The sequence below is a fragment of the Rhodococcus sp. NPDC077669 genome (genome assembly GCF_040686915.1).
Lineage (GTDB): Bacteria > Actinomycetota > Actinomycetes > Mycobacteriales > Mycobacteriaceae > Rhodococcoides > Rhodococcoides fascians.
Genome location: NZ_JBFBMD010000004.1, coordinates 176,294 through 200,067 on the forward strand (window position 1 = coordinate 176,294; position 23,774 = coordinate 200,067).

Sequence of the window (23,774 nt, forward strand, 5' to 3'; positions counted from 1 at the left end):
CACTACAGTCGAGTCATGGCCGCTACCCCCGCTGACGCGACTGCCCTCACCGACGAGGCGATCGAATTCCTCACCGAACGGCACCTCGCCACGCTGACGACGTTGCGTCCGGACGGCACGCCCCATGTCGTCGCCGTCGGGTTCACCTACGACGCGGACGCCCACGTCGCCCGTGTCATCACCAACAACGTGTCGCAGAAGGCGATCAACGCCGGCCGCGGTGCCTACGCCGCCGTCACCCAGATCGACGGTGCCCGCTGGCTGACGTTGGAGGGTCCGGCCACCGTTCGTGACGACCACGAGTCGGTCGCCGATGCGGAGAACCGCTATGCCCGACGCTATCGAGTGCCGCGGGAGAATCCGACCCGCGTCGTCGTCGAGATAGCGGTGCGGCGGGTACTGGGCAGCCGCTCGCTGCTGCGACGCTAGTCGTCCGTCGGCCAGGGTAGAACGGTCAGGTTCGGCCATTCGGTGGTCCACCGCGCGGCCTTCGCCTCGTAGACGTGCCGCATCGGTAATCGCGGATTCGGCCGGACGATCCCGGCGAACAGGTCTTCGAAGCCGTGTGGGGCATAGACGCGGTCCATACCGTGGGAGTCCACGGTGATTCCGAAACAGCACGTGGTCGACACGAAGTGGTCGATGGCATCCTCGGAGCTTCGGTACGAAGCCAACGTCGCTCCGAAATGCTGCTCGTACCACAGGTGTACACGCGCTTGATTACGCACTTCGACGTCGACCCCGAGGTCGGCGAACACGTCGGCCGCGGTCTCGATCACGTCGTTCTCGGCGGCGTACGACAGATCCGTGTCGTCGAAGTAGAAAAAGTCGTAGTCGCGAATTCCGGCCCCGAGATCTCGGTCGGCGAGGTGATTCCACACGGTTTGGAACAGACCGCCCGCCGTCAGGTACCAACCCGAGAGCCCGAGCTGCGGCGCACGCCGAAGTACCTCGGCCACAATCGGATTCGTCCTGACGACGGAGACGAACTCTACTTGGCGGCCGTCGGTCACACCGGCAGCACGGCGAGACCGTGGGGGCGGAGATTGACCGATTCGCACCCGTTCGCCGTCACGACGACGATGTCCTCGATCCTGGCACCCCACTGCCCACGGAAATAGATGCCCGGTTCGATGCTGAACGCCATTCCCTCGGTGAGAGTGATGTCGTTGCCCGCCACGATGTACGGCTCCTCGTGCACCGACAGGCCGATACCGTGTCCGGTGCGGTGCAGGAACGCCTCTCCCAGACCGGCTTCGACCAACACCTCGCGTGCGGCTGCGTCGATGGACTCCGCGCTGACTCCCGGCGACACAGCGTCGACTGCGGCCTGCTGAGCTCGCTCCAGTACCGCGTACCGGGTAGCGACCTCGGCCGAAGGCTCGCCGAGACTGTAGGTGCGAGTGGAGTCCGAGTTGTATCCCGGCGCAACGGGTCCACCGATGTCGACGACGACCACGTCGCCGGCCTCGACGACACGATCGGAGACCTCGTGGTGCGGATCGGCACCGTGCGGACCGGAGCCGACAATGATGAATTCCGGTGCGGTATGGCCTTCCTCGACGATCGCCGTCGCGATGTCTGCCGCGATCTGGGCTTCGGTTCGGCCCACTCGGAGCCACTCGCCCATCCGGGCGTGAACCCGGTCGATGGCATGACCGGCTCGACGCAGAGCATCGATCTCGGCGTCGTCCTTGATCATCCGCAGCTGGCGCAGAACGTCTGTCGCCAGTACCGGCACGGTCCCGAAAATCGTTGCCAGCGGCACGAAGTGCAGGGCGGGCATTGCGTCGGCGACAGCGGTCTTGCTGCCGGCCGGGACGGCCGCAGCCACGAGCGCGTACGGATCGACGCCGTCGACCCAATCGACGAGCGTCAGTGACAGGTCCCCGGCGGCGGAGTCACCCAGCGCGGCGAGTTCGAGCCGCGGCACGACGATGCTGGGAGTGCTGCCGTCGGCCGGCACCACCAACGCGATGAGACGCTCGAACGAGCTGGCCGTGGACCCGATCAGATACTGCAGATCCGGGCCCGGAGTGATCAGCAGGGCGTCCAAGCCTGCGTCCGACGTCAGGCGGGCCGCGCGCGCGAGCCTGGAGGCGTAGACATCGCTGGGAAAACGAGAAGAATCGACACTCATACCTTCAGGCTAGTGCCGTACGGCAAGATGAGCCCCATGACCACCCCCGGAAAGTCGCCGTTGCTGCTCCTCGACGGCGCGAGCCTGTGGTTCAGGGCCTACTACGCTCTGCCCGAGTCGATTACGGCGCCCGACGGCCGTCCCGTCAATGCCGTGCGAGGTTTCCTCGACATGATCTCGGCCCTGATCACGCGAACCGAACCGAGCCGATTGGCTGTATGCCTCGACCTCGACTGGCGTCCACAGTTCCGAGTGGACCTCGTTCCCTCGTACAAGGCTCACCGGGTTGCCGACGCCGCGCCGGATGTGGCCGAGAGCGAAGAGGTTCCCGAGACCCTGACGCCACAGGTGGACATGATCATGGACGTCCTGGCGGCGTTGGGAATTGCCACCGCGGGGGCCGCCGGCCTCGAGGCCGACGACGTGCTCGGAACCTTGGCTGCACAGGAACGACGCGATCCCGTCGTCGTGGTCAGCGGCGACCGAGATCTGTTGCAGGTGGCGGCGGACGAACCGAACGAGGTACGGGTGCTGTACGTGGGTCGAGGCTTGGCCAAGGCAGAACTCTTCGGCCCGGTCGAGGTGGCCGAGCGGTACGGCGTCCCGTTGCACCGCGCGGGAGCGGCCTACGCGGAATTGGCGCTTCTGCGCGGCGATGCGTCGGACGGGCTACCGGGTGTCAAGGGTGTCGGTGAGAAGACGGCCTCCACACTCATGCTGCAGTACGAGTCCGTCGCGGCCCTGCGTGCGGCGGCACTCGATCCGGAGTCGGACATGGCCAAGGGAATTCGGGCGAAGCTGGCCAACGCCAGCGACTACCTCGATGCGGCACTCCCAGTGGTGCGGGTCGTCACCGATGCCGACGTCGTCCTGTCGAGGTCGGACGAGATTCCGGCGGAACCGGCAGATCTCGAGGCACTCGACACGCTCGCGGAGACCCTGGGAATCAGAAACGCCGTGGACCGCCTCGTCTCGGCGATGGCGGCCACGGCGTCGCAGAATTGACCGGGGCTATTTCGTGAGTGAGACCTCGTAGTCGGCGTCGTCGTTGAGGAACGTCAACGTCACCTTCTTGAACGCCCCGTCGACCGTCAGCGTGCAATCGACGCTGGTGCCGGCCTTGACTTCGATGTTCTGCGGGCACGACACCCCCGAGACGTTCGTGGCACCGTAGGACTCGGTCAACACCGTGCGAATACCGTCCTGAGCAGCCGTCGTATCGAGGGTGGTCGTGCGCCCGAACGCGAAGTACAGCACTGCCGCGACCACGGCCACGACGGCGATGACGGAGCCCGCGATGATCAGCGGCTTCTTGGACTGCGCGCCACTGCGACCGGGACCTGGCTGCTGGCCCGGGAACTGGCCCGGATACTGCAGTCCGGGATAGTGCTGACCGGGATACTGCTGATTCGGATTCTGCCCGCCCGCGAAGGGAGGCTGCTGACCGTACTGGCCGGCACCGTACTGCCCACTGCCACCGAATTGTTGTGGTGCGTAGGGGTTTTGGTAGGCGGCGTCACCGGCAGGCTGCTGTCCGGTCCCCGGATACGGTGCCCCGTACGGCTGTCCCGCCGGGTATTGCGCGGTCGGATTCTGTGCGGTGGGATTCTGTGCGGTCGGATTCTGCGGGTTGTAGCCCTGCGGGTACTGCCCCTGCGGACCCTGAACCTGAGGATTCTGACCCTGCTGCGGGTAGGGCCCGGCCGGATACGCGCCCTGGGGGTATTGCCCCTGGGGATACGCGCCCTGAGGGTATTGCCCCGGGGGAGTTTGCCCCTGGGGAGACTGGCCGTACGCGCCTCCGGAAGGTTCGCCGTACTGCGTGGTCGGGGTGCCGGTGGGCGGCGCGTACTGTCCCCACGCCGACGGAGTCGGAGTCTGCGATTCGGATGTCGCCGCAGCTTCGCCGGTGGAAGCTTCCTGCCCGTCCTTCGCGGCACCGTCCTGGTCCGGCGTTCGTGACCAACTGTTGTCGGGGTCGGTCGGACCGTATGGGCCGCTCATCTCGCCTCCACTGAAATCTCGAATCCGTCGGGGGTACAGTATCCCGCTTGTCGCTGCGTCCGCTGTACCGACCCGGCAGTCCGGTTTCGGCCCGTCACGCAGCGCCGGTCACGCAGCATCGGTCACGCGGCATCGACGGCCACCACTCCTTGTCGCAGCGCGGCGACGGCACGGGCGGCGGTTCGCGACAGCTCGGGTTCGGGAGCGGCGAGCCGGACCTGGTCGAGCAGGTCGATGACCTGCCGACACCATCGGACGAAGTCGCCACCGGACAGCGCCTTGCCGTTGTCGCCTGCCGCGACCAGTGCGTCGACGAGCGAATGGTCGGAAGCCCACTTGTAGATCGCTTTCACGAAGCCCATGTCCGGCTCTCTGGTCGGTGGCAGTTTGTGCCGAACCTCGTCGGCCCGCAGCTCGTGCCACACCCGCACGGTCTCGGTCAACGCGTGCCTGATGGGTCCGGTCGGGCCGTGTGGGGTGATGTCTCCCTCGGAGCGGGACTCGTAGACCACGGCCGAGACCACTGCGGCCAACTCTGCGGCCGACAATCCCTGCCACAGTCCGCCTCGCAGGCATTCCGCGACCAGAAGATCGGATTCGGAATAGATCCGGCTCAATCGCGCACCGTCGTCGGTCACCTTGGGATCCTTGCCCGGGGTCACGTAACCGCGGTCCGCCAGCAAAGCCAGAATGCGGTCGAACGTTCGGGCCAACGAGTTCGTCGTGGCGGACACCTTCTGCCGCATCGACTCGGTCTCCCGGGCCAGCCGGTTGTAGCGTTCGCCGGTTCGAGAGAGTTCCTCACGATCCGGCCGGCTGTGCACCGGATGTGAGCGGATGGCCCGACGCAGGGTTGCCAACTCCTTGTCGTCGGCGGCGGTCGACTTTCGTCCCACTCGATCGGAGGGCTGGGATATGCCGCGGGTGACCAACGCCGCCGCCAGATCCCGACGGGTCTTGGCGGTGCGGTGATCGACGAACCGTGGCAATCGCATGGAGCCGAGAGGTGTTGCCGGCGTAGGGAAATCGGCAGCGGACAGACGACCGGCCCATTTGTCCTCGGTCAGCACGAGCGGCCGCGGATCGCCGCGATCGTCGTCCGGTTCGAGTACCACCGCCAGTCCGCTGCGCCGTCCGGACGGCACCGAGATCACGTCGCCGCGGCGCAACGCACGCAACGAGTCGACGGCTTTGTCCCGCCGATCGGACCTGTTCTGACGCTCGAGGGTCTTCTCTCGATCCTTCAGACGCTCGCGCAGTCGCGCGTACTCGAAGTACTCCCCGTCGGGGCCACCGAGCGTTGCGCCGAGCGCCTCCAACGTCTTCATGTTCTTCTCGATACCGCGGACCATGCCGACGACGGACCGGTCGGCCTGGAACTGAGCGAAGGACCGTTCGAGCAACTGCCGTGAATCCGCTGCCCCGAACTGTTCGATCAGATTGATCGACATGTTGTAGGCGGGCGCGAAAGAGCTCCGGAGGGGAAACGTTCGCGTCGACGCGAGTCCGGCCACCTCGGTCGGTTCGGTACCGGGCTGCCACAACACCACCGCGTGACCCTCGACGTCGATGCCGCGTCGCCCGGCCCGGCCGGTCAGCTGGGTGTACTCCCCCGGTGTCAGCTCCGCGTGCGTCTCACCGTTGAATTTGACCAGCTTTTCGAGCACCACGGTTCGGGCAGGCATGTTGATTCCGAGAGCCAGAGTTTCGGTGGCGAACACCGCTCTGACCAATCCCTTGACGAACAGCTCCTCGACGGTGTGGCGGAAGACCGGCAGCATTCCGGCGTGGTGCGCGGCGAAACCGCGTTCGAGCGCATCTCGCCATTCCCAGAAGCCGAGCACCTCCAGATCCTCGCGTGGGAGTTCGGAGGTGTGCTTCTCGACGATGTACCTGATCTCCTCGGCCTGCTCCGGCGTCGTCAGAACCAGCCGCGAACGCATGCACTGAGTCAGGGCCCCGTCGCAGCCTGCACGACTGAAGATGAACGTGATGGCCGGGAGCAGACCTTCCTCGTCCAGCTTGGCAATCACGTCGGGACGAGCCAGCGGACGGTTTGCACCTCCGCCTCCCTGGTGGCCGCCGCGTCCGCCGCCCCCGCTTCGACCTCCGCGTCCTCGACTGTGCGGTGCGTGCCACCGATCCATGGAGTCCAGCGACTGACGCTGCTTGACGTGCCGCACCAGGTCTCGGTCCACGACGACCTTCTGGTGGCCGTCCGGTGACTGTGCTCGGGTGTCGAAGAGATCGAACAACCGACGGCCCACCATGATGTGCTGCGAGAGCGGAACGGGACGGTTCTCGTCCACGACGACCGAGGTGTCGCCGCGAACGGTACTCATCCACGCGCCGAACTCCTCGGCGTTGCTGACCGTTGCGGACAGGCTCACCAGACGCACGTCGTCGGACAGGTGCAGGATCACTTCTTCCCAGACCGCACCTCGGAACCGATCCGCCAGGTAGTGCACCTCGTCCATCACCACGTGCGAGAGCCCGCGCAGTGCGTCGGAGGATGCGTAGAGCATGTTGCGGAGCACCTCGGTCGTCATGATGACGATGGGTGCATCCGGATTGATGGACGAATCACCGGTCAACAGACCGACCGTCTCGCGTCCGTATCGCGCAGTCAACTCTGCGAACTTCTGATTGCTCAGCGCCTTGATGGGGGTGGTGTAGAAGCATTTGCGACCGGCAGCGAGGGCCAGGTGCACCGCGAACTCGCCGATCACCGTCTTGCCCGCACCGGTCGGGGCGCAGACCAACACCCCGTGACCGTTCTCCAACGCAGTGCACGCATCCACCTGGAAGCGGTCCAACGGAAAGCTCAACTCCGCGGAAAATCGTTGCAGTTCAGTGGGTTCTGGCCTGGACCGGGTGTCGACAACAGCCTCGCTCATGGTCGCGCCCCGACGCTGGGACTCACATCAGATCGTGTCGTCGTACTGGGCCTGTGTTCGGGTCGCAGTGCCGATACCGCCCACCGGCGGTGTCGGTGCGACAGCGTGTGGGGCCTGGATAGAACTTGCGCCTTCGATGCGTGTTGCTTCGTCATCTGACACATCACCCCATTCGTCTCTTCTCTTGCGCAACTTACGCTTGTCGTGAATCCGCGCAATCTGCACTGCCATCTCGAAGAGCACCGTCAGAGCCAACGCCAAGGCCAGCATCGAGAAGGGATCCTGTCCGGGCGTCGCGATCGCCGCGAACACGAACAGTCCGAAGATCAACCCGCGACGCCACGCCTTCAGGCGTTCGTAGGTGAGAACACCGACGAAGTTCAACCCGACGACCAGCAGCGGTATTTCGAAGCTGACACCGAAGATGATCAGAAGATTGATCAGAAAACCGAAGTACTGATCGCCGCTCAGTGCCGTGATCTGGACGTTGTCGCCGATCGACAGCAGAAAGTGCAAGCCCTTGGCGACGACGAAGTAGGCCAGAATCGCTCCGGTCACGAACAGCGCAGCGGCACCGGTGACGAAGGAGACTGCGTAACGGCGTTCGTTGGCGTACAGGCCGGGAGTGATGAACGCCCAGATCTGGTACAGCCAGATGGGGCAGGCGAGCACGACGCCTGCGGTGAACGCCACCTTGAAGCGCAACAGGAACTGGTCGAACGGGCCGGTGGCGAGCAGGCGGCACTGATCGTCGTTGCTCAGATCCGCACGCAGGCTCGGGTCCAGGGTGCAGTACGGGCCTCGGAGCAGATCGCCCAGGCTTTCGACGCCGAAGATCGTGTGTGAGTACCAGAAGAATCCGAATGCAGTGGTCACCGCGATGGCCAGCAGCGACCAGAGCAGCCGGGTTCGCAGCTCGTACAGGTGATCGACCAACGACATCGTGCCGTCGGGATTGACTCGACGCTTACTGCGCCGTGGATCGAACGGAATGCGCATGGTGTTCTACGGTCAGCCTTCTTCGGTCGGCAGGCGGCACGAGGCCGTCACCGACAGCAGTGAACCTTCGGTGCCGACGCGGCACCGAAGGTGTGCTGAGCGGCGTCGCTCAGGCAGACTTCGCGTCGTGCTGGGGTGTGGTCTCGGTCTGCGCCACGGGTGCCGGGGAGGGCAGCTGAGCGGGTGCGGCCGGCTGCTGTGCAGTCGCGGTATCGGTGTCGGATTTGCCGTCGTTCTGCATCTCCTTGACCTCGCTCTTGAAGATGCGCAACGAGCGTCCGAGTCCACGCGCAGCCTCGGGCAGCTTCTTGGAACCGAACAGAATGATGACGACCACCGCAACGATGGCCCAGTGCCAGGGACTGGTGAATCCCATGTGAACCTCCTGAGATCAGATGAATCGAGCGTACCCGACGGCGGGCGGTGCGCTCGGCAACGGAGCGCACCGCTTCACCTCACGTTCATGTTGCGACGCCGCCGCCGGTGTCGGTGGCGTCGAGCTCCGCGTAGGCAATCAGGGCGGATCGCGCGCGATCGCGGACGGAATTCACCAAGGATTCAGGTCCCAGTACTGTTACGCCACCGCCGAACCCGAGGGTCAACCGGGTCATCCACTGCAGCGTCGCGAAACGCATGGTCACCTCGATGGACCCGTCCGAATCGGCGGCTACCTGCGTCATCGGGTAGTAGTCCAGAATCCAGGTGAACGCAGGTGAGACGCGTAACCGCGCTTGGGACAGAGAGGGGTCGTCGTTGAAGATCTCGAACGCGTCCTCGTCCTGCACCGATTCCGGCGGAGACGACGGTTCGTCGAGTTCGGTGGCCGAATCGATGCGATCGAATCTGAACAGCCGAACGCCCTCGGCACCGCGACACCATGCCTGCAGATAGCTGTTGTCGTCGACCACCACGGTCCTGATCGGATCGACGATGCGCTCGGTGAGCACGTCTCGCGACGCCGAGTAGTAGGTGAGTTCGAGTGCGTGCCGGGCTCGGAGCGCAGACCGTACGGTGCTCGACACCGGACCCTCCTCCGCGTCGGCCGTGTCGTGGTCGGACGAGAGCGGCACGTTCGCCGCCGCCGACCCGGCCGCGGTCTCGATCTTCGCGATCGCCCGCTGAGCGGCCGACGGATCGACCATCCCCGGCATCGAGGTCAACGACCGAAGTGCGACCAACAGTGCGGTGGCCTCGGTGGACGTCAACCGCAGCGGCCGGTCGATCCCGGCGGAGAAAGTGACGTCGATGCTCTCCTCCGAGAACGACAGATCGATGAGGTCACCCGGTCCGTATCCGGGCAGACCGCACATCCAGAGCTGATTGAGATCGGCCATCAGCGTCGCGGTGGTCACGCCCAGTTCCCGAGCGGCCTCCTCGGCGCTCAACCCCGGATTGGCCATGAAGAAGGGCACCATGTTGAGCAGGCGGGCCAACCGCACCGACAGACGCGCGCTCATCGTTCGTTCTCCAGTTCGGCTGCAGTCTGCAATGTCGAGATGACATCGGCCCTCAGCTCTGGCGGGGCCAACACCATCGCGTCGGGACCGTGACCGGCGATGAGCCGCGAAATCCAATCCCAGGACCGTACCGGAACCTCGACGACAGTTCCGGTACGCGACCCCACCGTCTGCTCCCCCACCACGGTGCCCATCCTCCGCAGCTCCGTCGCCCGACCGTCCTGGAGCCACACTCGCGCGGTACCCGACACCGAGGACGTGCCCGCGACGCGGCGGACGATGTCCTGAAGATCGATACCGTCGGGCTTGCGGACACTCTGAGGTGATCCGAAGGCTTTGACGTCGTCGCCGATCCGGGACAGTCGGAAGGTTCGGGTGTCGTCTCGGTCCACGTCGTGTCCAACGAGGTACCACCGTCCCCGGAACGTCACAACGCCCCACGGCTGGACGGTTCGGGTGACGAACGGCTCGGTCAACGAGGGTCGATGTTCGAACCGCACCGACTTACCCTCGTCGATCGCCGCGAGCAGGGCGCCCAGTGCGGGCTCGGACCCGCGGGTTCGGGCCGGAACGGCCGTGACGGCAGCGGCCGACTCGTTCTGGTCGACCTGAATACCTGCGGCGCGCAGTTTCAGCAGCGCACTCTGGGCCGCGGAGGTCAGTTCCGGTGATTCCCACAGTTTGACGGCCACCGCGACCGCAGCCGATTCCTCGCTGGTGAGATCGATGTCCGGCAGCTCGTAGGCATCTCGGTTGATGCGATAACCCTCGACACCACCGAACCGCGTAGCGATGCCGGTCTCGAGGGGCACCCCGAGATCGCGCAGTTCGTTCTTGTCACGCTCGAACATCCTGCTGAACGCTTCGAGGCTCGTCGAGTCGTCGTACCCGGCAACGCTCTCGCGGATCCACTCCGCGGTCAGGAACTGACGCGTCGACAACAGACAGATGACCAGGTTCATCAGGCGTTCGACTTTGGTGGTGGCCACGACAGTCGAGCCTAGTTGTTCACCGCCCGCCGGAGCTGTAGCGACCCGAGTTGCCTGGATCGCTACCCGACCTCCAGCCGAGTCGCGTCCGGACTACATCGATGCGATGAGTCGCTCGACGCGCTCGTCGACCGAACGGAACGGGTCCTTGCACAACACCGTTCGCTGCGCCTGATCGTTGAGTTTCAGGTGTACCCAGTCGACGGTGAAGTCGCGTCCGGCTTCCTGGGCCGCGGTGATGAACTCACCGCGCAGCTTCGCGCGTGTCGTCTGCGGCGGCAGATTCACCGCTTCGTCGATCTGCTCGTCCTCGGTGACTCGCTTGACCAGACCCTTGCGCTGCAGCACGTCGAACACTCCCCGTCCACGCTTGATGTCGTGGTACGCAAGATCGAGCTGAGCGATCTTGGGATCGGAAAGTTCCATCGAGTAGCGGTCCTGATACCGCTCGAACAGCTTGCGTTTGATGACCCAGTCGATTTCGGTGTCCACCTTGGCGAAGTCCTGCGACTCGATGGCATCGAGTGTGCGTCCCCACAGGTCCACCACCTGGGTCACCTGAGCATTGGGCTCCCGCGTCTGGAGATGCTCGACGGCCCGGGAGTAGTACTCACGCTGGATTTCGAGTGCACTGGCCTGGCGGCCACCGGCGAGGCGGACCGGCCTGCGACCGGTCAGATCGTGGCTGACCTCGCGAATGGCTCGAATCGGATTGTCCAGCGCGAAGTCTCGGAACGAGACGCCTGCCTCGATCATCTCGAGTACGAGTGCGGCCGTCCCCACCTTGAGCATGGTCGAGGTCTCGGCCATGTTGGAATCGCCGACGATGACGTGGAGCCGGCGATACTTCTCGGCATCGGCGTGCGGTTCGTCGCGGGTGTTGATGATCGGCCGCGAACGAGTGGTGGCCGACGACACGCCTTCCCAGATGTGCTCGGCGCGCTGCGAGAGGCAGAACGTCGCGGCCTTGGGTGTCTGCAGCACCTTGCCTGCGCCACAGATCAATTGGCGGGTGACCAGGAACGGTAGGAGTACATCCGAGATGCGCGAGAATTCGCCCGCTCGCTGGACGAGGAAATTCTCGTGGCAACCGTAGGAGTTGCCCGCCGAATCGGTGTTGTTCTTGAACAGGTATATGTCTCCGCCGATGCCCTCCTCGGCGAGACGCTGCTCGGCGTCGATCAGCAAATCCTCGAGTACTCGCTCGCCTGCGCGATCATGGGTGACCAATTGCAGCAGGCTGTCGCATTCGGCAGTGGCGTACTCGGGATGCGAACCGACGTCGAGATAGAGGCGAGCGCCGTTGCGGAGGAACACATTCGAGCTGCGGCCCCACGAGACCACGCGACGGAAGAGGTAGCGGGCCACCTCGTCCGGACTCAGGCGTCGGTGTCCGTGAAAGGTACATGTGACACCGAACTCGGTCTCGATGCCCATAATTCGTCGCTGCACACTTCGACACTACAACGCAAGCCACCGATGGATGTGTCGGAGCGCCTCGATGGCGTCCATGCCTAGGCTGGGCCCTATGACTTCCACGCCAACGTCTGTTGCGGCCTCGGTTCACGCGTGGGACCTGTCCCTGGTTTCACGAAGCGCGGCATTGCGCTCGAGCAGGGCGGATGCAGGGCTCCGCGCGTTGAGCACGGCCGCCGATCACAGTCGCCTGTGGCTCGGAGCTGCCGCACTTCTCGGCGCGGCCGGTGGCTCGGCCCGACGCGGCGGCGTGCGGGGGCTGATCGCCGTGGCGGGTGCGAGCGCCGTGGCGAACGGTCTGCTCAAGCCGGTGTTCCCGAGGTCGAGGCCGGATACCGAGCTGGTTCCCGTACTGCGCCGGGTGCTCGCCCCGCCGGTGTCCTCGTCGTTTCCCTCCGGTCACTCGGCGTCCGCGGCCGCCTTCGTCACCGCGGTCGCCATCGAATCACCGAAGGCAGGATTGCTGTTGGCTCCGGTCGCCGCAGCAGTCTGCTATTCCCGGGTTCACGTCGGCGTCCACTGGCCCACCGATGTCGTCGCCGGAGCGGCGCTCGGTTCGGCGGTCGCGCTGTCGACCCGCCGCTGGTGGGCCGTGCGTTCGGCGAAGCCCGCCGATCTCGGCTCGCCGGTCGAGGTCGAGGCACTGCCGGGCGGACGGGGACTGTTGGTGCTGGTCAATCCCGGATCCGGTGACGGTTCGGAGGCGGTACCGGACGCCATCCGTCGCGAGCTCCCCGACGCCGACCTCTTCGTACCCGATCCCGAGAGGGACTTCAACGAGCAACTGGAAGAGAGAATTCGGAACACGACGCCGCGTGCTCTCGGAGTGTGTGGAGGCGACGGCACGGTCGTCAGCGTCGCCGCCTCGGCCGCCCGTAACGGCCTGCCACTCGCCGCGTTTCCGGGTGGCACTCTCAACCACTTCGCTCGCGACACCGGTCTGACCGCAGTCGAGGACACCGCCGCCGCCGTCGAGGCGGGCACCGCCGAACTGGTCGATATCGCCGAGGTGGACGTCGACGGCCGCAGTGTGTCGTTCGTCAACACCGCGACGTTCGGGGGTTACCCCGACTCGGTGCGGTTACGGCAGAAGCTGCAGAAGCGAATCGGTAAGTGGCCGGCCGCTGCGGTTGCGATGACACGAGTGCTCGCGGCTGCAGAGCCACTGAACATTCGACTCGACGGGGTGCCGCACTCGGTGTGGATGCTCTTCGTCGGCAACGGTACCTACGATCCGATCGATCAAGTTCCCATGTCGCGCAGCAGCATTCATACCGGCACCCTCGATGTTCGCTTTCTCCCGTCGGAACCCAAGGCATCGAGAACACGACTGCTGTGGGCGACGATCACAGGAACGCTCGGCTCGTCGCCTGCCTACGTGCGCAGTGTGGCGCAACGCTTGACCGTCGAGGTGGACGGTGCCCCGGTTGCCCTCGCGGCTGACGGCGAGGTCGTCGGAGACGGCACGACATTCCAGTTCAGCAGCGACAAGAACGGCCTCGTGCTCTACCGGAAGCGATAGAGCACGAGGCCGTCGACCTCGATCCGAAGTGTGGGGACTACTGCGGAGTCTCCGGCTCCGAGGAGCCGTCGCCGGTCGCGGACGGTGCCGATGCGGGCAACATATCCGCCAGAGCAGCTCCGGCGATACGCCGGAACGCTCGACGCGGTCGCCCCTGATCCAGGACGGCCACCTCCAGGGCCGACACCTCGAGAACCTTCTTCTCGGGCTCGGCACCGGCAGTCGCAGGCGACGTCGGACCGGCGGTGAGCGCGTCGACGGCGATACGAACTGCGTCCGCCAACCCGAGGCCGGACCGGTACGTATCCTTCAGCGCGGCCACGATGGGCTCGGTGGTACCGCCCATGACGACGAAATCCTGTTCGTCGACGATGGAGCCGTCGTACGTGATGCGGTACAGCTGCGTGGCCATCGGCTCGTCCTGATGGGACACCTCGGCGACGCAGATCTCGACCTCGTACGGCTTGAGCTGCTCGGTGAAGATGGTGCCCAGTGCCTGGGCGTAGGTCTTCGCCAACGACCGGCCGGTGACATCGCGTCGATCGTAGGTGTATCCCTTGATGTCTGCGTGCTGGATGCCGGCCTTGCGTAGGTTCTCGAACTCGTTGTACTTGCCGACGGCAGCGAAACCGATGCGGTCGTAGAGCTCACTGACCTTGTGCAGCGCGGTCGAGCGATTCTCGGCGACGAACAGGACCCCGTCGGCATACGCCAGCACGATGACGCTGCGGCCGCGGCCGATTCCCTTGCGCGCCAATTCCGAACGATCGCGCATGATCTGTTCGGCAGATGCGTAATACGGCATCGTCATAGCGCGCTACCCCCTTCGCTGACTTCCTGGCCTGCTCGGGTGTGGTGGTCCGTGCCGCCGGTGTGTGCTGCGCTCTCGGTTCGTTCTGCCAGAACCGATCGGGCCGCAGCCGATATGCGATCGTGCGCGACGTCGTCCGCACCGACGCTCGTGATGGCAACTGCCGTCGGGTAGATGCCGCGGGTGACATCGGGACCACCGGTGGCCGAGTCGTCGTCGGCGGCGTCGTACAGCGACTCGACTGCAGCCCGAAGCGCCTCGTCCTCGGACATTCCGGGGCGGTACAACTTCTTGAGCGCGGATTTGGCGAACAACGAGCCCGAACCCACTGCGTGATAGCCCGACCGCTCCTCGTAACGCCCGCCGACCACGTCGTACGACACGATGCGTCCGGCTCTGTCGGGATCGGAGATGTCGATGTCGAATCCGACCAGCAACGGCACCGCAGCCAGTCCCTGCATCGCCGCACCCAGATTGCTCCGAACCATCGACGACAACTTGTTGGCCTTGCCGTTGAAGGTGAGCGGCACGCCCTCGATCTTCTCGTAGTGCTCGAGTTCGACAGCGAACAGACGAACCAATTCGATTGCGATACCCGCAGTTCCGGCAATGCCCGCAGCGGAGTACTCGTCGGTGACGTAGACCTTCTGCATGTCACGGTTGGCGATCAGATTGCCCTGAGTGGCGCGCCGATCACCGGCGATCAGCACCCCGCCCGCGTAGGTGAGGGCGACGATCGTCGTACCGTGCGGAGCGATGCCGGACTTGTCGGTGGTGCCGTTGGCGGCGTGGGACGCCAGGTCCGCGGCGAGGCCGCTCTCCGGCAGCAGGTGCGGGGCGTGCTGACGGAGGTAGTCGGAGAAGGACGAGCTACTGGACCCCAGCGGAATCGCCGGTCCGTCGCCTGCCGACCGTGGGTCCGAACGATCCACCGTCACTGGCCGCCCTTCTGAACGTAGGCGCGGACGAAGTCCTCGGCATTCTCCTCGAGAACGTCGTCGATCTCGTCGAGAAGATCGTCGGTCTCCTCGGCCAACTTCTCGCGCCGTTCCTGGCCACCGGCCCCCGTGTCGCCTGGGACCTCGTCGTCGCCGCCGCCGCCCGAGCGCCGTGTCTGCTCCTGAGCCATAGTCGCCGACCTCCTCTGTGTATCGAGAAAACAGATCTACTGCACGGTCGCCGGGTCATCCGAGGCGCACCGGCGTGGATGTGCAAGTGCTACCGAACGTTCCGCCGAAAGTGCACGGACCTTTACCCTACCGACAGTCCGACCTCGCCGGTTGGCAAGACACCGCCGAACGACCCATTCGAATGCCCTGGACGATCAGGTGGTGAGCTGGTCGACCAGTTCCGCTGCACTGTCCACGGACTCCAGCAGGGCACCGACGTGGGATTTCGTTCCCCGCAACGGCTCGAGCGTCGGAATCCGTACCAACGAATCGCCACCGAGATCGAAGATGACCGAGTCCCAGCTCGCCGCGGCGATGTCGGCACCGAATTTGCGCAGGCATTCGCCGCGGAAGTAGGCCCTCGTGTCGTCGGGCGGTGTGCCGACCGCATCGAGAACTTGCTGCTCGGTGACGAGACGATCCATCGAACCGCGGGCGACCAACCTGTTGTAGAGCCCCTTGTCGAGGCGAACATCGGAATACTGCAGGTCCACCAGGTGCAGCCGCGGAGCGGACCAGCCGAGGCCCTCACGCTGTCGGAACCCTTCGAGCAGTCGCAATTTCGCCGGCCAGTCCAGCAGATGCGCGCACTCCATGGGATCGCGCTCGAGCAGGTCCAGCACCATCGCCCACTTGTCGAGCACGTCCAGTGCTCGTGCGTCGTCGCTGCCCTCGGCAGCCACGAACTTCGCCGCCCGCTGGTGGTAGATCCGCTGCAGCGCAAGGCCCGTCAGTTCGCGGCCGTCGGCGAGTGCCACGGCCTTGCGCAGGGTGGGATCGTGGCTGATCTGATGGACAGCCGTGACCGGCCTGGCCAGCTGCAGATCCGACAGGTCGACGCCCGCCTCGATGAGGTCGAGCACGAGGGCCGTGGTTCCCACCTTGAGGTAGGTCGACATCTCCGCCAGGTTGGCGTCGCCGATGATGCAGTGCAGACGTCGGTACTTGTCTGCGTCTGCGTGCGGTTCGTCCCTGGTGTTGATGATGCCGCGCTTGAGGGTGGTCTCCAGTCCGACCTCCACCTCGATGTAGTCCGCTCGCTGCGAGAGCTGGAACCCGGCCTCGTCGCCCGACTGGCCGATACCGACTCGCCCGGAGCCGGTGATGACTTGCCTGGAGGCGAAGAACGGCGAGAGCCCCGCGATCACCGCCGAGAACGGTGTCTCACGCGACATCAGATAGTTCTCGTGCGTGCCGTACGACGCGCCCTTGCCGTCGACGTTGTTCTTGTACAGCTGCAGGCGCGGAGCCCCTGGGACGCTCGACGCGTGCCGTGCGGCCGCTTCCATGACGCGTTCGCCTGCCTTGTCCCAGATCACCGCGTCCAGTGGGTCCCGCACCTCCGGGGCCGAGTACTCGGGGTGCGCGTGATCGACGTACAGGCGGGCACCGTTGGTGAGAATCATGTTCGCCGCACCGATTTCGTCGGCATCGATGACCGGAGCCGGTCCGCTGAACCGTCCGAGATCGAAGCCTCGTGCATCGCGCAGCGGTGATTCCACCTCGTAGTCCCAGCGGGTGCGCTTGGCGCGGGGCACTCCTGCGGCTGCCGCGTACGCCAACACCGCCTGGGTGGACGTCAGGATCGGGTTGGCGGTGGGTTCGGTCGGTGAAGAAATGCCGTACTCGACCTCGATACCGATGATGCGCTGCATAAGTCGAGCCTAGACGGCCGACGGATGCAGTTCGGGGCGCGCCCTGTGCGGACGCGCCCCGAAAACTGCCCAGCGGTGGATCTACAGGTACTGACCGGTATTGGCCTCGGTGTCGATCGCCCGGCTCGCGCTGGCGTTCTTGCCGGTGACCAACGTGCGAATGTAGACGATTCGCTCGCCCTTCTTGCCCGAGATCCGAGCCCAGTCGTCCGGATTCGTGGTGTTCGGCAGATCTTCGTTCTCCGCGAACTCGTCGACGATGGAATCGAAAAGGTGCTGAATCCGCAGTCCGGCGTTTCCGGTTTCGAGAACCGACTTGATGGCGTACTTCTTTGCCCGGTCGACGATGTTCTGGATCATGGCCCCGGAGTTGAAGTCCTTGAAATACAGAACTTCCTTGTCCCCGTTGGCGTAGGTGACCTCGAGGAACCGATTGTCGTCACTCTCGGCGTACATGCGCTCGACGACGCGATCGATCATGCCCCGGATGCACGCCGCGCGATCGCCGCCGAACTCGGCGACGTCGTCGGCGTTGACCGGAAGCGAATCGGTCAGGTACTTCGAGAAGATGTCCTGTGCCGATTCGGCGTCGGGACGCTCGATCTTGATCTTCACGTCGAGTCGGCCGGGTCGCAGGATCGCCGGGTCGATCATGTCCTCGCGATTGGACGCACCGATCACGATGACGTTCTCTAGGCCTTCGACACCGTCGATCTCGGCGAGCAGCTGCGGAACGACCGTCGTCTCCACGTCGGACGAGACGCCGGAGCCGCGGGTACGGAAGATCGAGTCCATCTCGTCGAAGAACACGATGACCGGGGTGCCCTCGGACGCCTTCTCTCGTGCCCGCTGAAAGATCATGCGGATGTGACGCTCGGTCTCACCGACGAACTTGTTGAGCAGCTCGGGGCCCTTGATGTTGAGGAAGAACGACTTCGCCTCCCGCGCATCCTGGCCACGTGCCTCGGCGATCTTCTTGGCCAGCGAGTTGGCAACGGCCTTGGCGATCAACGTCTTTCCACACCCGGGAGGGCCGTACAGCAGCACGCCCTTCGGCGGACGCAGTGAGTACTCTCGGAACAGATCCTTGTGCAGGAACGGCAGCTCTACGGCGTCCCGAATCTGCTCGATCTGTCGACCGAGACCGCCGATGTCCTCGTATCCGACGTCCGGAACCTCCTCGAGAACGAGATCCTCCACCTCGGCCTTGGGAACGCGCTCGAACGCGTAGCCGGCCTTGGTGTCGACCAGCAGCGAATCCCCGGGACGGAGCTTCCGTGACGGCTCGTCCGGGTCGACCGGTCCGTCGTCGTTGACCATGTCGATCAACGGTTTGGCCAGCCAGACCACCCGTTCCTCGTCGGCATGTCCGACGACGAGAGCGCGCGATCCATCCCCCAGAAGCTCTCGGAGAGTGCTGATCTCGCCGACCTGATCGAAGGTGCACGCCTCGACGATGGTCAACGCCTCGTTCAACCGCACGGTCTGTCCCGGAGCGAGCGTGTCGGCCTCGATGTTGGGTGAGCACGTCAGTCGCATCTTCCGACCGGACGTGAACACGTCGACTGTGCCGTCCTCGAACACGCTCAGCAGGACGCCGTATCCGCTCGGCGGTTGACCGAGACGGTCCACCTCCTCGCGCAGCGCGATGAGCTGTTGTCGGGCCTCCTTGAGAGTGTCGAGCAACTTCGTGTTGCGCAGCGACAAGGAATCGACCCGGCCCTCGAGCTCGCGTACCTGCTCGGGGGACTCCCCCAGTTGGCGCCGTAGCGACGCGACTTCGGCTCGCACGGCGTCCAGTTCGGCTCTGGCCGCGGCCACATCCGGATTGTCTGTTGAGCTCATGAGCGACTCCTCCCAGTGACGATCTATCAACGCTACCGGCAGCGGCGCGGAGATGCGGACCGACACCTCGAACGGGGTCGGCATCCACTCTGCTCGGCGGCCTCGAAAGGCCATCCCAGTTCATGTTAGCCTCACCTGACCAATCGATCGACAGACGACGGAATCAGGGGCCTCACCAGTGAAAATGCGTATTCTCTCGGCAAGCGTCGCAGTAGCCGCGGTGGCTCTGGTGGGTGCAGGATGCAGTTCGAGCGATGAATCCGATCACGCCGATCACAATTCCGCGTCGACCAGCGACTCCATGCCGACGACCACCGCCGGGCCGGCTGTCACAGCACCTACCGTCGCCGAATTGCAGACCTCGCTGCAGCAGCTGGTCGCACCGGACGTGGACGCAGCGACCAAGGCTGCGGCAGTGGAGAACGGTCAGGCGCGCCTGACGAACCTGGAGACGATGACCGCCGCACTGGCGAACTACGGAGCGATCACCTTCGAGGTGTCGGAACCGACCGTCGCCGGTGAGACGTCCACCGCGGACGTCGCCATCGCCACTCCACGCGGGACCGCGGCTCCGGCACCGCAGACCTGGGTGCTGATCGATGGCACCTGGAAGCTGTCGGACGCCAGCACGTGCCAGATCCTGGCCATGGGCCAGGCACCCTGCGTCTGAGTCGGCAGCCGAGCCTGCAGCGTCAGCCCTTACCGGAACGACGCTGCGGTTTCGGGGTCACGGTGCCCTCGGCGAGGCGTCGAACGCTGACGAGGAATGCCGTGTGTCCCTGCATGCGGTGCTCGGGGCGAACCGCGAGACCCACCACGTGCCAGCCGCGAACCATCGACTCCCACGATCGAGGTTCGGTCCAGCACTCCTGTGCGCGTAGCGCCTCGACGACCTTGGACAGCTGCGTCACCGTGGCCACGTAGACCAGCAGCACCCCACCGGGGACGAGGGCCTTGGACACCGCGGGCAACGCGTCCCACGGCGCGAGCATGTCCAGGACCACCCGATCGACCTGCTCACCCGGACGATCGACACCGAACTGGTCGACGTCTGCCACGGTCAGGTGCCAGTTCGACGGGCGCTCGCCGAAGAACGTCTCGACGTTCTTCACGGCATAGTCGGCGTGGTCCTGCCGGATCTCGTAGGAGATGACCGTTCCTGCTGTACCGACTGCACGCAGCAGTGAGCACGTCAGAGCGCCGGATCCTGCACCGGCCTCGAGCACCCGTGCGCCGGGGAACATGTCACCCTCGTGCACGATCTGCGCCGCGTCCTTGGGGTAGATCACCTGGGCACCGCGGGGCATCGAGAGCACGTAGTCGGTCAGCAGCGGCCGCAGCGCGAGGTAGGGGGTGCCGTTGACGGAGGTGACGACGCTGCCCTCGTCGGCACCGAGCAGTTTGTCGTGAGTGATGCCGCCGCGGTGAGTATGGAATTCCTTACCGGCTTCCAGTACCACCGTGTAGTGACGACCCTTGCCGTCGGTGAGCTGAACTCGATCGCCCACTCGAAACGGCCCACTGCGGGCGGGACCGGTCTCCGCCGGTGCGTCTGCAGCTGTGGCGTCGGCAGCTGGAGTGGCCTCCGCGCCGGACGTGACATTCGGGTCGAGTTCGATCTCGTCGGTCGTGGCAGTGACCACGTCGTCCGCACTGGGCAGCGATGCGTCGACCGTGGCGTCGAACGCGGCGTCGGCCTCGAATCCGTCGGTCGACGCGGATGTGGAATCACCGGAGGACACAGCGGACCTGCTTTCGTTGCGATGTGACGCTCGGCCTCGATCGGCGGGCGTCGGGGGACGACTCGACGTGCCAGACTACGGCCTTCACCGAAGATGTCGGACCAGCGGCATAGTCTCGCAGTCGTGAGTATTTCCGTGTCGAGCCCCATCGACTTACCTCTTCTCGATGTCGGTGACAGCGCCGACGTACCGCGTTCGAGGTCCGGCAACCGCAGTACCCCGGCTCTGTCTCCTTCTCGCGCAGGTGATTTCAAGCAGTGCCCACTGTTGTATCGCTTCCGTGCCGTGGACCGGCTTCCCGAGGTCTCCACCGAGGCACAGGTGAAGGGAACTGTGGTGCATGCCGCACTCGAGGCCCTGTACGCACTCCCTGCCCGCGATCGAGTGCCCACCACTGCGCGCGACCTGGTGGACCCGGCCTGGGATCGGGTCGTGGCCGAGTCACCCGACATCGCGTCGCTGGTTCCGGCGGACGACCGTCCGGCGTTTCTCGACCGGGCTCGTGCCCTGGTGGACGGGTACTACGAACTCGAAGATCCCACGCACTTCGATCCCGAGTCCTGCGAACAGCGCGTCGAGATCGCGTTGGACGACGGAACGCCGCTGCGCGGATTCATCGACCGGATCGACGTCGCACCCAACGGAATGATTCGCGTCGTCGATTACAAGACCGGACGTGCGCCGCGTGAGTTCACCGAATCCAAGGCTCTGTTCCAGATGAAATTCTATGCGCTGATGATCATGCGCATGCGCGGAGTCGTTCCCGCGCAACTGAAGTTGATGTACCTCGCCGACAAGCAGGAGCTGACATACGCACCGGACGAGGGTGAGCTGCTGCGCTTCGAGCGCATGCTCTCGGCCATCTGGAAGGCGATTCTGGCGGCCGGTGAGACCGGCGACTTCCGCGCCAAGAAAGGCGCACTGTGCAAGTGGTGCGATCACCGGGCACTGTGCCCCGAGTTCGGCGGCACTCCCCCGCCGTACCCCGGTTGGCCGCAGGCGGCTGCGGAGCAGGAGGAGACGGAGCTGTGACGAGTCCGGACGCCTTCTTCGTTCCTGCCGGTGTCGACGACGACGGTTACGAGATCGTCACCGCGACCGAGCACACCGTCAGCCTGTGGGCACCGACGATGCAGCACGGCGCTCCGCCGTCCGCGTTGTTGGTCCGCGCACTCGAGCGGGTCGACGCCAGACCCGATACTCGAATCAGCCGGGTGGTCGTCGACATTCTCGGACCTGTTCCGGTGTCGGACATCACGATTCGCGCATGGACGGCGCGGCCGGGCGCTAATGTCGAACTCGTCGTCGCCGAACTGTGGGCTCGAGGATCAGCGGGGCCGGCGCGAGCGGTGGCGCGGGGCAGCGCATGGCGTATGCGTACCGAGCCCACCGACGACGTCGTGCACGTGGGAGATTCGGTGATGCGACCGGTGAGCGCCGGCGTCGACAGCACCTTCGGCGGACTCTGGACCTCCGGATACCTCGACGCGGTCGAGTTCAAGTTTCTCACCGAGCTCGGCGCAGCGGGGCCCGGTGAAGTGTGGGCGAAGCCGACTCCCGTTCTGGTGCAGGGTGAGTCGATGACGCCACTGGAACGGCTGTTCTCGATTGCCGACATCGCCAACGGTGTGGGTGCGAAATTGCCGATCGAGCAGTGGACGTTCCTGAACACCGATCTGACGGTGCACGTCTTCCGCGAACCCCAGGGTGACTGGATCGGAGTGTCGGCCGAGACGTCGACGGGTCCGGACGGCATCGCCATGTGCGCAGGCACCCTCAGTGACGAACTGGGGCCGGTCGGGCGCATCGCGCAAACAGTGCTGGTTCGCCGACGCGCGTGATCGTGGCGGAACGACGGGCGTTCCGCCACGCACTCAGAACGCTCGGCAGGACCTGATGTCGGAGGCGAGAATGGCTTTCGCGCCCAGTTCCGCGAGCTCGTCCATCACGTTGTTGTGGACCTTGCGAGAGACCATGGCGCGCACGGCAACCCAGTTGTCGTCGACCATCGGTGCGAGCGTAGGTGATTCGATGCCGGGGGTGATCTTGACGGCTTCGTCGAGGATCGACTTGGGGCAGTCGTAATCGAGCATCAGGTACTGCTGGGCGAAGACGACGCCCTGTACGCGAGCGATCAACTGCTTGCGTGCGGAGTCGGTGCCCGGCGTGCCTGCGCGCTCGATGAGAACACCCTCGGAATCGCACAAAGATTCGCCGAACGCGACGAGATTGTTCTGACGCAGTGAGCGACCCGACTCGACCACGTCCGCGATGGCGTCGGCGACACCGAGTTGAATGGAAATCTCCACGGCCCCGTCGAGACGGATCACCGTGGCCTCCAAGCCGCGCTCGGCCAGGTCCTTACGCACGAGATTGGGGTACGAGGTGGCGATGCGCAGTCCGCCCAAGTCCTCGGGTGCCCATTCCTTGCCCGCGGGTGCCGCGTAGCGGAACGTCGACCGGCCGAATCCGAGCGCCAGGCGCTCTTCGACCGCTGCCCCGGAATCGAGAGCCAGGTCTCGTCCGGTGATGCCCAGATCGAGCTGGCCCGACCCGACGTAGATGGCAATGTCCTTGGGACGGAGAAAGAAGAATTCGACCCCGTTGGCCGGGTCGAGGACGGTCAGATCCTTGGAGTCGCTCCGACGCCGGTAGCCGGCCTCGCTGAGGATCTCGGCGGCGGATTCGGACAACGCGCCCTTGTTGGGTACGGCTACACGCAGCATGGAGTTTTCCTTCATCGGTGAGTTCACAGGAGACGTTCGGGCCTTGCCTCACAGATGTCGGTAGACGTCCTCGAGCTCGATTCCCCTACCCACCATCATGACCTGAACCCAGTACAGCAGCTGCGAAATTTCTTCGGCGAGTGCAGCGTCGCTCTCGTGTTCGGCGGCGATCCACACCTCGCCGGCCTCTTCGAGGACCTTCTTTCCCTGGAAATGAACACCTGCGTCCAACGCAGCGACGGTGCCCGAGCCCTCGGGGCGGGTCTTCGCGCGGTCGGTGAGCTCGGCGAACAGGGAATCGAAAGTCTTCACGGATTCGTATTCTTTCACGTCGGTATCCAG

Annotated in this window: 23 protein-coding genes; 6 read left to right on the forward strand and 17 right to left on the reverse strand. The window is 65.1% G+C overall.

Going from position 1 to position 23,774, the window contains the following annotated elements; genetic code table 11:
• Nucleotides 1-15: 15 nt before the first annotated feature.
• Nucleotides 16-429: a TIGR03618 family F420-dependent PPOX class oxidoreductase gene (locus tag AB0P23_RS07015; RefSeq protein ID WP_032365855.1), complete on the forward strand. Its 414-nt coding sequence runs from the start codon at nt 16-18 to the stop codon at nt 427-429.
• Here AB0P23_RS07015 and AB0P23_RS07020 read toward each other — a convergent pair.
• A complete protein-coding gene (locus AB0P23_RS07020) occupies nt 426-959 on the reverse strand; it encodes a nucleotidyltransferase family protein (protein ID WP_230595113.1) in 534 nt (177 codons plus the stop codon). The genes AB0P23_RS07015 and AB0P23_RS07020 overlap by 4 nt on opposite strands.
• 50 nt (nt 960-1,009) lie before the next feature.
• A complete protein-coding gene (locus tag AB0P23_RS07025; protein ID WP_032372424.1) occupies nt 1,010-2,140 on the reverse strand; it encodes a Xaa-Pro peptidase family protein in 1,131 nt (376 codons plus the stop codon).
• A 27-nt stretch (nt 2,141-2,167) separates the two neighbouring features.
• Between AB0P23_RS07025 and AB0P23_RS07030 the strand changes: the two genes are divergently transcribed.
• The gene (locus tag AB0P23_RS07030) at nt 2,168-3,145 is read left to right on the forward strand and encodes a 5'-3' exonuclease (RefSeq protein ID WP_032400843.1); all 978 of its coding nucleotides are present in this window, start codon (nt 2,168-2,170) and stop codon (nt 3,143-3,145) included.
• Between the two features lie 6 nt (nt 3,146-3,151).
• Here the strand turns inward: AB0P23_RS07030 and AB0P23_RS07035 are convergent, their stop codons facing one another.
• The 7 genes from AB0P23_RS07035 to pafA all read right to left on the reverse strand — a co-directional run bounded on the left by AB0P23_RS07035 (nt 3,152) and on the right by pafA (nt 11,938).
• Nucleotides 3,152-4,144, reverse strand: a complete 993-nt coding sequence (locus tag AB0P23_RS07035; RefSeq protein ID WP_363797126.1) for a DUF4333 domain-containing protein — start codon at nt 4,142-4,144, stop codon at nt 3,152-3,154.
• A 122-nt stretch (nt 4,145-4,266) separates the two neighbouring features.
• Nucleotides 4,267-7,041, reverse strand: a complete 2,775-nt coding sequence (locus tag AB0P23_RS07040; protein WP_051365148.1) for a DEAD/DEAH box helicase — start codon at nt 7,039-7,041, stop codon at nt 4,267-4,269.
• A 27-nt stretch (nt 7,042-7,068) separates the two neighbouring features.
• Complete coding sequence (gene tatC, locus AB0P23_RS07045; RefSeq protein WP_027497094.1) at nt 7,069-8,040, reverse strand: twin-arginine translocase subunit TatC; 972 nt, start codon at nt 8,038-8,040, stop codon at nt 7,069-7,071.
• A 109-nt stretch (nt 8,041-8,149) separates the two neighbouring features.
• Entirely contained in the window at nt 8,150-8,416 is a 267-nt protein-coding gene (tatA, locus tag AB0P23_RS07050; protein WP_027497093.1) for a Sec-independent protein translocase subunit TatA, read from the reverse strand.
• 85 nt (nt 8,417-8,501) lie between these two features.
• Nucleotides 8,502-9,497 carry a YafY family protein gene (locus tag AB0P23_RS07055; protein WP_032372425.1) on the reverse strand — a complete coding sequence of 332 codons (996 nt, stop codon included), beginning with the start codon at nt 9,495-9,497 and terminating at the stop codon, nt 8,502-8,504.
• On the reverse strand, nt 9,494-10,486 hold the full coding sequence (locus tag AB0P23_RS07060; RefSeq protein WP_032372426.1) for a YafY family protein: 993 nt from the start codon (nt 10,484-10,486) through the stop codon (nt 9,494-9,496). The genes AB0P23_RS07055 and AB0P23_RS07060 overlap by 4 nt, the downstream gene beginning before the upstream one ends.
• Before the next feature lie 93 nt (nt 10,487-10,579).
• Nucleotides 10,580-11,938 carry a Pup--protein ligase gene (pafA, locus tag AB0P23_RS07065; protein WP_174557245.1) on the reverse strand — a complete coding sequence of 453 codons (1,359 nt, stop codon included), beginning with the start codon at nt 11,936-11,938 and terminating at the stop codon, nt 10,580-10,582.
• A gap of 76 nt (nt 11,939-12,014) precedes the next feature.
• On the opposite strand from pafA, the gene AB0P23_RS07070 reads away from it, so the two are divergent.
• Nucleotides 12,015-13,484: a bifunctional phosphatase PAP2/diacylglycerol kinase family protein gene (locus tag AB0P23_RS07070; RefSeq protein ID WP_032391417.1), complete on the forward strand. Its 1,470-nt coding sequence runs from the start codon at nt 12,015-12,017 to the stop codon at nt 13,482-13,484.
• Nucleotides 13,485-13,521: 37 nt separating this feature from the next.
• Here AB0P23_RS07070 and prcA read toward each other — a convergent pair whose 3' ends face one another.
• The 5 genes from prcA to arc all read right to left on the reverse strand — a co-directional run bounded on the left by prcA (nt 13,522) and on the right by arc (nt 18,964).
• The gene (prcA, locus tag AB0P23_RS07075) at nt 13,522-14,295 is read right to left on the reverse strand and encodes a proteasome subunit alpha (RefSeq protein ID WP_027497088.1); all 774 of its coding nucleotides are present in this window, start codon (nt 14,293-14,295) and stop codon (nt 13,522-13,524) included.
• Nucleotides 14,292-15,233, reverse strand: coding sequence for a proteasome subunit beta (prcB, locus tag AB0P23_RS07080; RefSeq protein WP_027497087.1), 942 nt, complete (start codon nt 15,231-15,233; stop codon nt 14,292-14,294). The genes prcA and prcB overlap by 4 nt, the downstream gene beginning before the upstream one ends.
• Nucleotides 15,230-15,424, reverse strand: coding sequence for a ubiquitin-like protein Pup (locus tag AB0P23_RS07085; protein ID WP_027497086.1), 195 nt, complete (start codon nt 15,422-15,424; stop codon nt 15,230-15,232). The genes prcB and AB0P23_RS07085 overlap by 4 nt, the downstream gene beginning before the upstream one ends.
• A 195-nt stretch (nt 15,425-15,619) precedes the next feature.
• A complete protein-coding gene (gene dop / locus AB0P23_RS07090; protein ID WP_027497085.1) occupies nt 15,620-17,119 on the reverse strand; it encodes a depupylase/deamidase Dop in 1,500 nt (499 codons plus the stop codon).
• A gap of 81 nt (nt 17,120-17,200) precedes the next feature.
• Entirely contained in the window at nt 17,201-18,964 is a 1,764-nt protein-coding gene (gene arc / locus AB0P23_RS07095) for a proteasome ATPase (protein WP_032365854.1), read from the reverse strand.
• 184 nt (nt 18,965-19,148) lie between these two features.
• Between arc and AB0P23_RS07100 the strand changes: the two genes are divergently transcribed.
• Complete coding sequence (locus AB0P23_RS07100) at nt 19,149-19,634, forward strand: hypothetical protein (protein WP_032365805.1); 486 nt, start codon at nt 19,149-19,151, stop codon at nt 19,632-19,634.
• Nucleotides 19,635-19,656: 22 nt separating this feature from the next.
• Here the strand turns inward: AB0P23_RS07100 and AB0P23_RS07105 are convergent, their stop codons facing one another.
• Entirely contained in the window at nt 19,657-20,706 is a 1,050-nt protein-coding gene (locus tag AB0P23_RS07105) for a tRNA (adenine-N1)-methyltransferase (RefSeq protein ID WP_268987767.1), read from the reverse strand.
• 225 nt (nt 20,707-20,931) lie between these two features.
• Here AB0P23_RS07105 and AB0P23_RS07110 point away from each other — a divergent pair, with 225 nt between their 5' ends.
• On the forward strand, nt 20,932-21,738 hold the full coding sequence (locus tag AB0P23_RS07110; RefSeq protein WP_045841904.1) for a RecB family exonuclease: 807 nt from the start codon (nt 20,932-20,934) through the stop codon (nt 21,736-21,738).
• A gap of 53 nt (nt 21,739-21,791) precedes the next feature.
• Complete coding sequence (locus tag AB0P23_RS07115; protein ID WP_230591947.1) at nt 21,792-22,547, forward strand: thioesterase family protein; 756 nt, start codon at nt 21,792-21,794, stop codon at nt 22,545-22,547.
• 33 nt (nt 22,548-22,580) lie between these two features.
• On the opposite strand, the gene hisG is transcribed toward AB0P23_RS07115, so the two are convergent.
• Nucleotides 22,581-23,432 (reverse strand): ATP phosphoribosyltransferase, encoded by an 852-nt coding sequence (gene hisG, locus AB0P23_RS07120; RefSeq protein ID WP_032372777.1) that lies wholly within the window; start codon nt 23,430-23,432, stop codon nt 22,581-22,583.
• Nucleotides 23,433-23,480: 48 nt separating this feature from the next.
• A complete protein-coding gene (locus tag AB0P23_RS07125; RefSeq protein WP_197077479.1) occupies nt 23,481-23,762 on the reverse strand; it encodes a phosphoribosyl-ATP diphosphatase in 282 nt (93 codons plus the stop codon).
• Nucleotides 23,763-23,774 lie beyond the last annotated feature (12 nt).

Excerpts from the sequence above, each read along its gene's own strand:
- AB0P23_RS07015 (WP_032365855.1), top strand. The coding sequence starts at position 16 with ATGGCCGCTACCCCCGCTGACGCGACTGCCCTCACCGACGAGGCGATC.
- AB0P23_RS07025 (WP_032372424.1), bottom strand. The coding sequence starts at position 2,140 with ATGAGTGTCGATTCTTCTCGTTTTCCCAGCGATGTCTACGCCTCCAGG.
- AB0P23_RS07030 (WP_032400843.1), top strand. The coding sequence starts at position 2,168 with ATGAGCCCCATGACCACCCCCGGAAAGTCGCCGTTGCTGCTCCTCGAC.
- AB0P23_RS07035 (WP_363797126.1), bottom strand. The coding sequence starts at position 4,144 with ATGAGCGGCCCATACGGTCCGACCGACCCCGACAACAGTTGGTCACGA.
- AB0P23_RS07040 (WP_051365148.1), bottom strand. The coding sequence starts at position 7,041 with ATGAGCGAGGCTGTTGTCGACACCCGGTCCAGGCCAGAACCCACTGAA.
- tatC (WP_027497094.1), bottom strand. The coding sequence starts at position 8,040 with ATGCGCATTCCGTTCGATCCACGGCGCAGTAAGCGTCGAGTCAATCCC.
- tatA (WP_027497093.1), bottom strand. The coding sequence starts at position 8,416 with ATGGGATTCACCAGTCCCTGGCACTGGGCCATCGTTGCGGTGGTCGTC.
- AB0P23_RS07055 (WP_032372425.1), bottom strand. The coding sequence starts at position 9,497 with ATGAGCGCGCGTCTGTCGGTGCGGTTGGCCCGCCTGCTCAACATGGTG.
- AB0P23_RS07070 (WP_032391417.1), top strand. The coding sequence starts at position 12,015 with ATGACTTCCACGCCAACGTCTGTTGCGGCCTCGGTTCACGCGTGGGAC.
- prcA (WP_027497088.1), bottom strand. The coding sequence starts at position 14,295 with ATGACGATGCCGTATTACGCATCTGCCGAACAGATCATGCGCGATCGT.
- AB0P23_RS07085 (WP_027497086.1), bottom strand. The coding sequence starts at position 15,424 with ATGGCTCAGGAGCAGACACGGCGCTCGGGCGGCGGCGGCGACGACGAG.
- dop (WP_027497085.1), bottom strand. The coding sequence starts at position 17,119 with ATGCAGCGCATCATCGGTATCGAGGTCGAGTACGGCATTTCTTCACCG.
- arc (WP_032365854.1), bottom strand. The coding sequence starts at position 18,964 with ATGAGCTCAACAGACAATCCGGATGTGGCCGCGGCCAGAGCCGAACTG.
- AB0P23_RS07100 (WP_032365805.1), top strand. The coding sequence starts at position 19,149 with ATGCGTATTCTCTCGGCAAGCGTCGCAGTAGCCGCGGTGGCTCTGGTG.
- hisG (WP_032372777.1), bottom strand. The coding sequence starts at position 23,432 with ATGCTGCGTGTAGCCGTACCCAACAAGGGCGCGTTGTCCGAATCCGCC.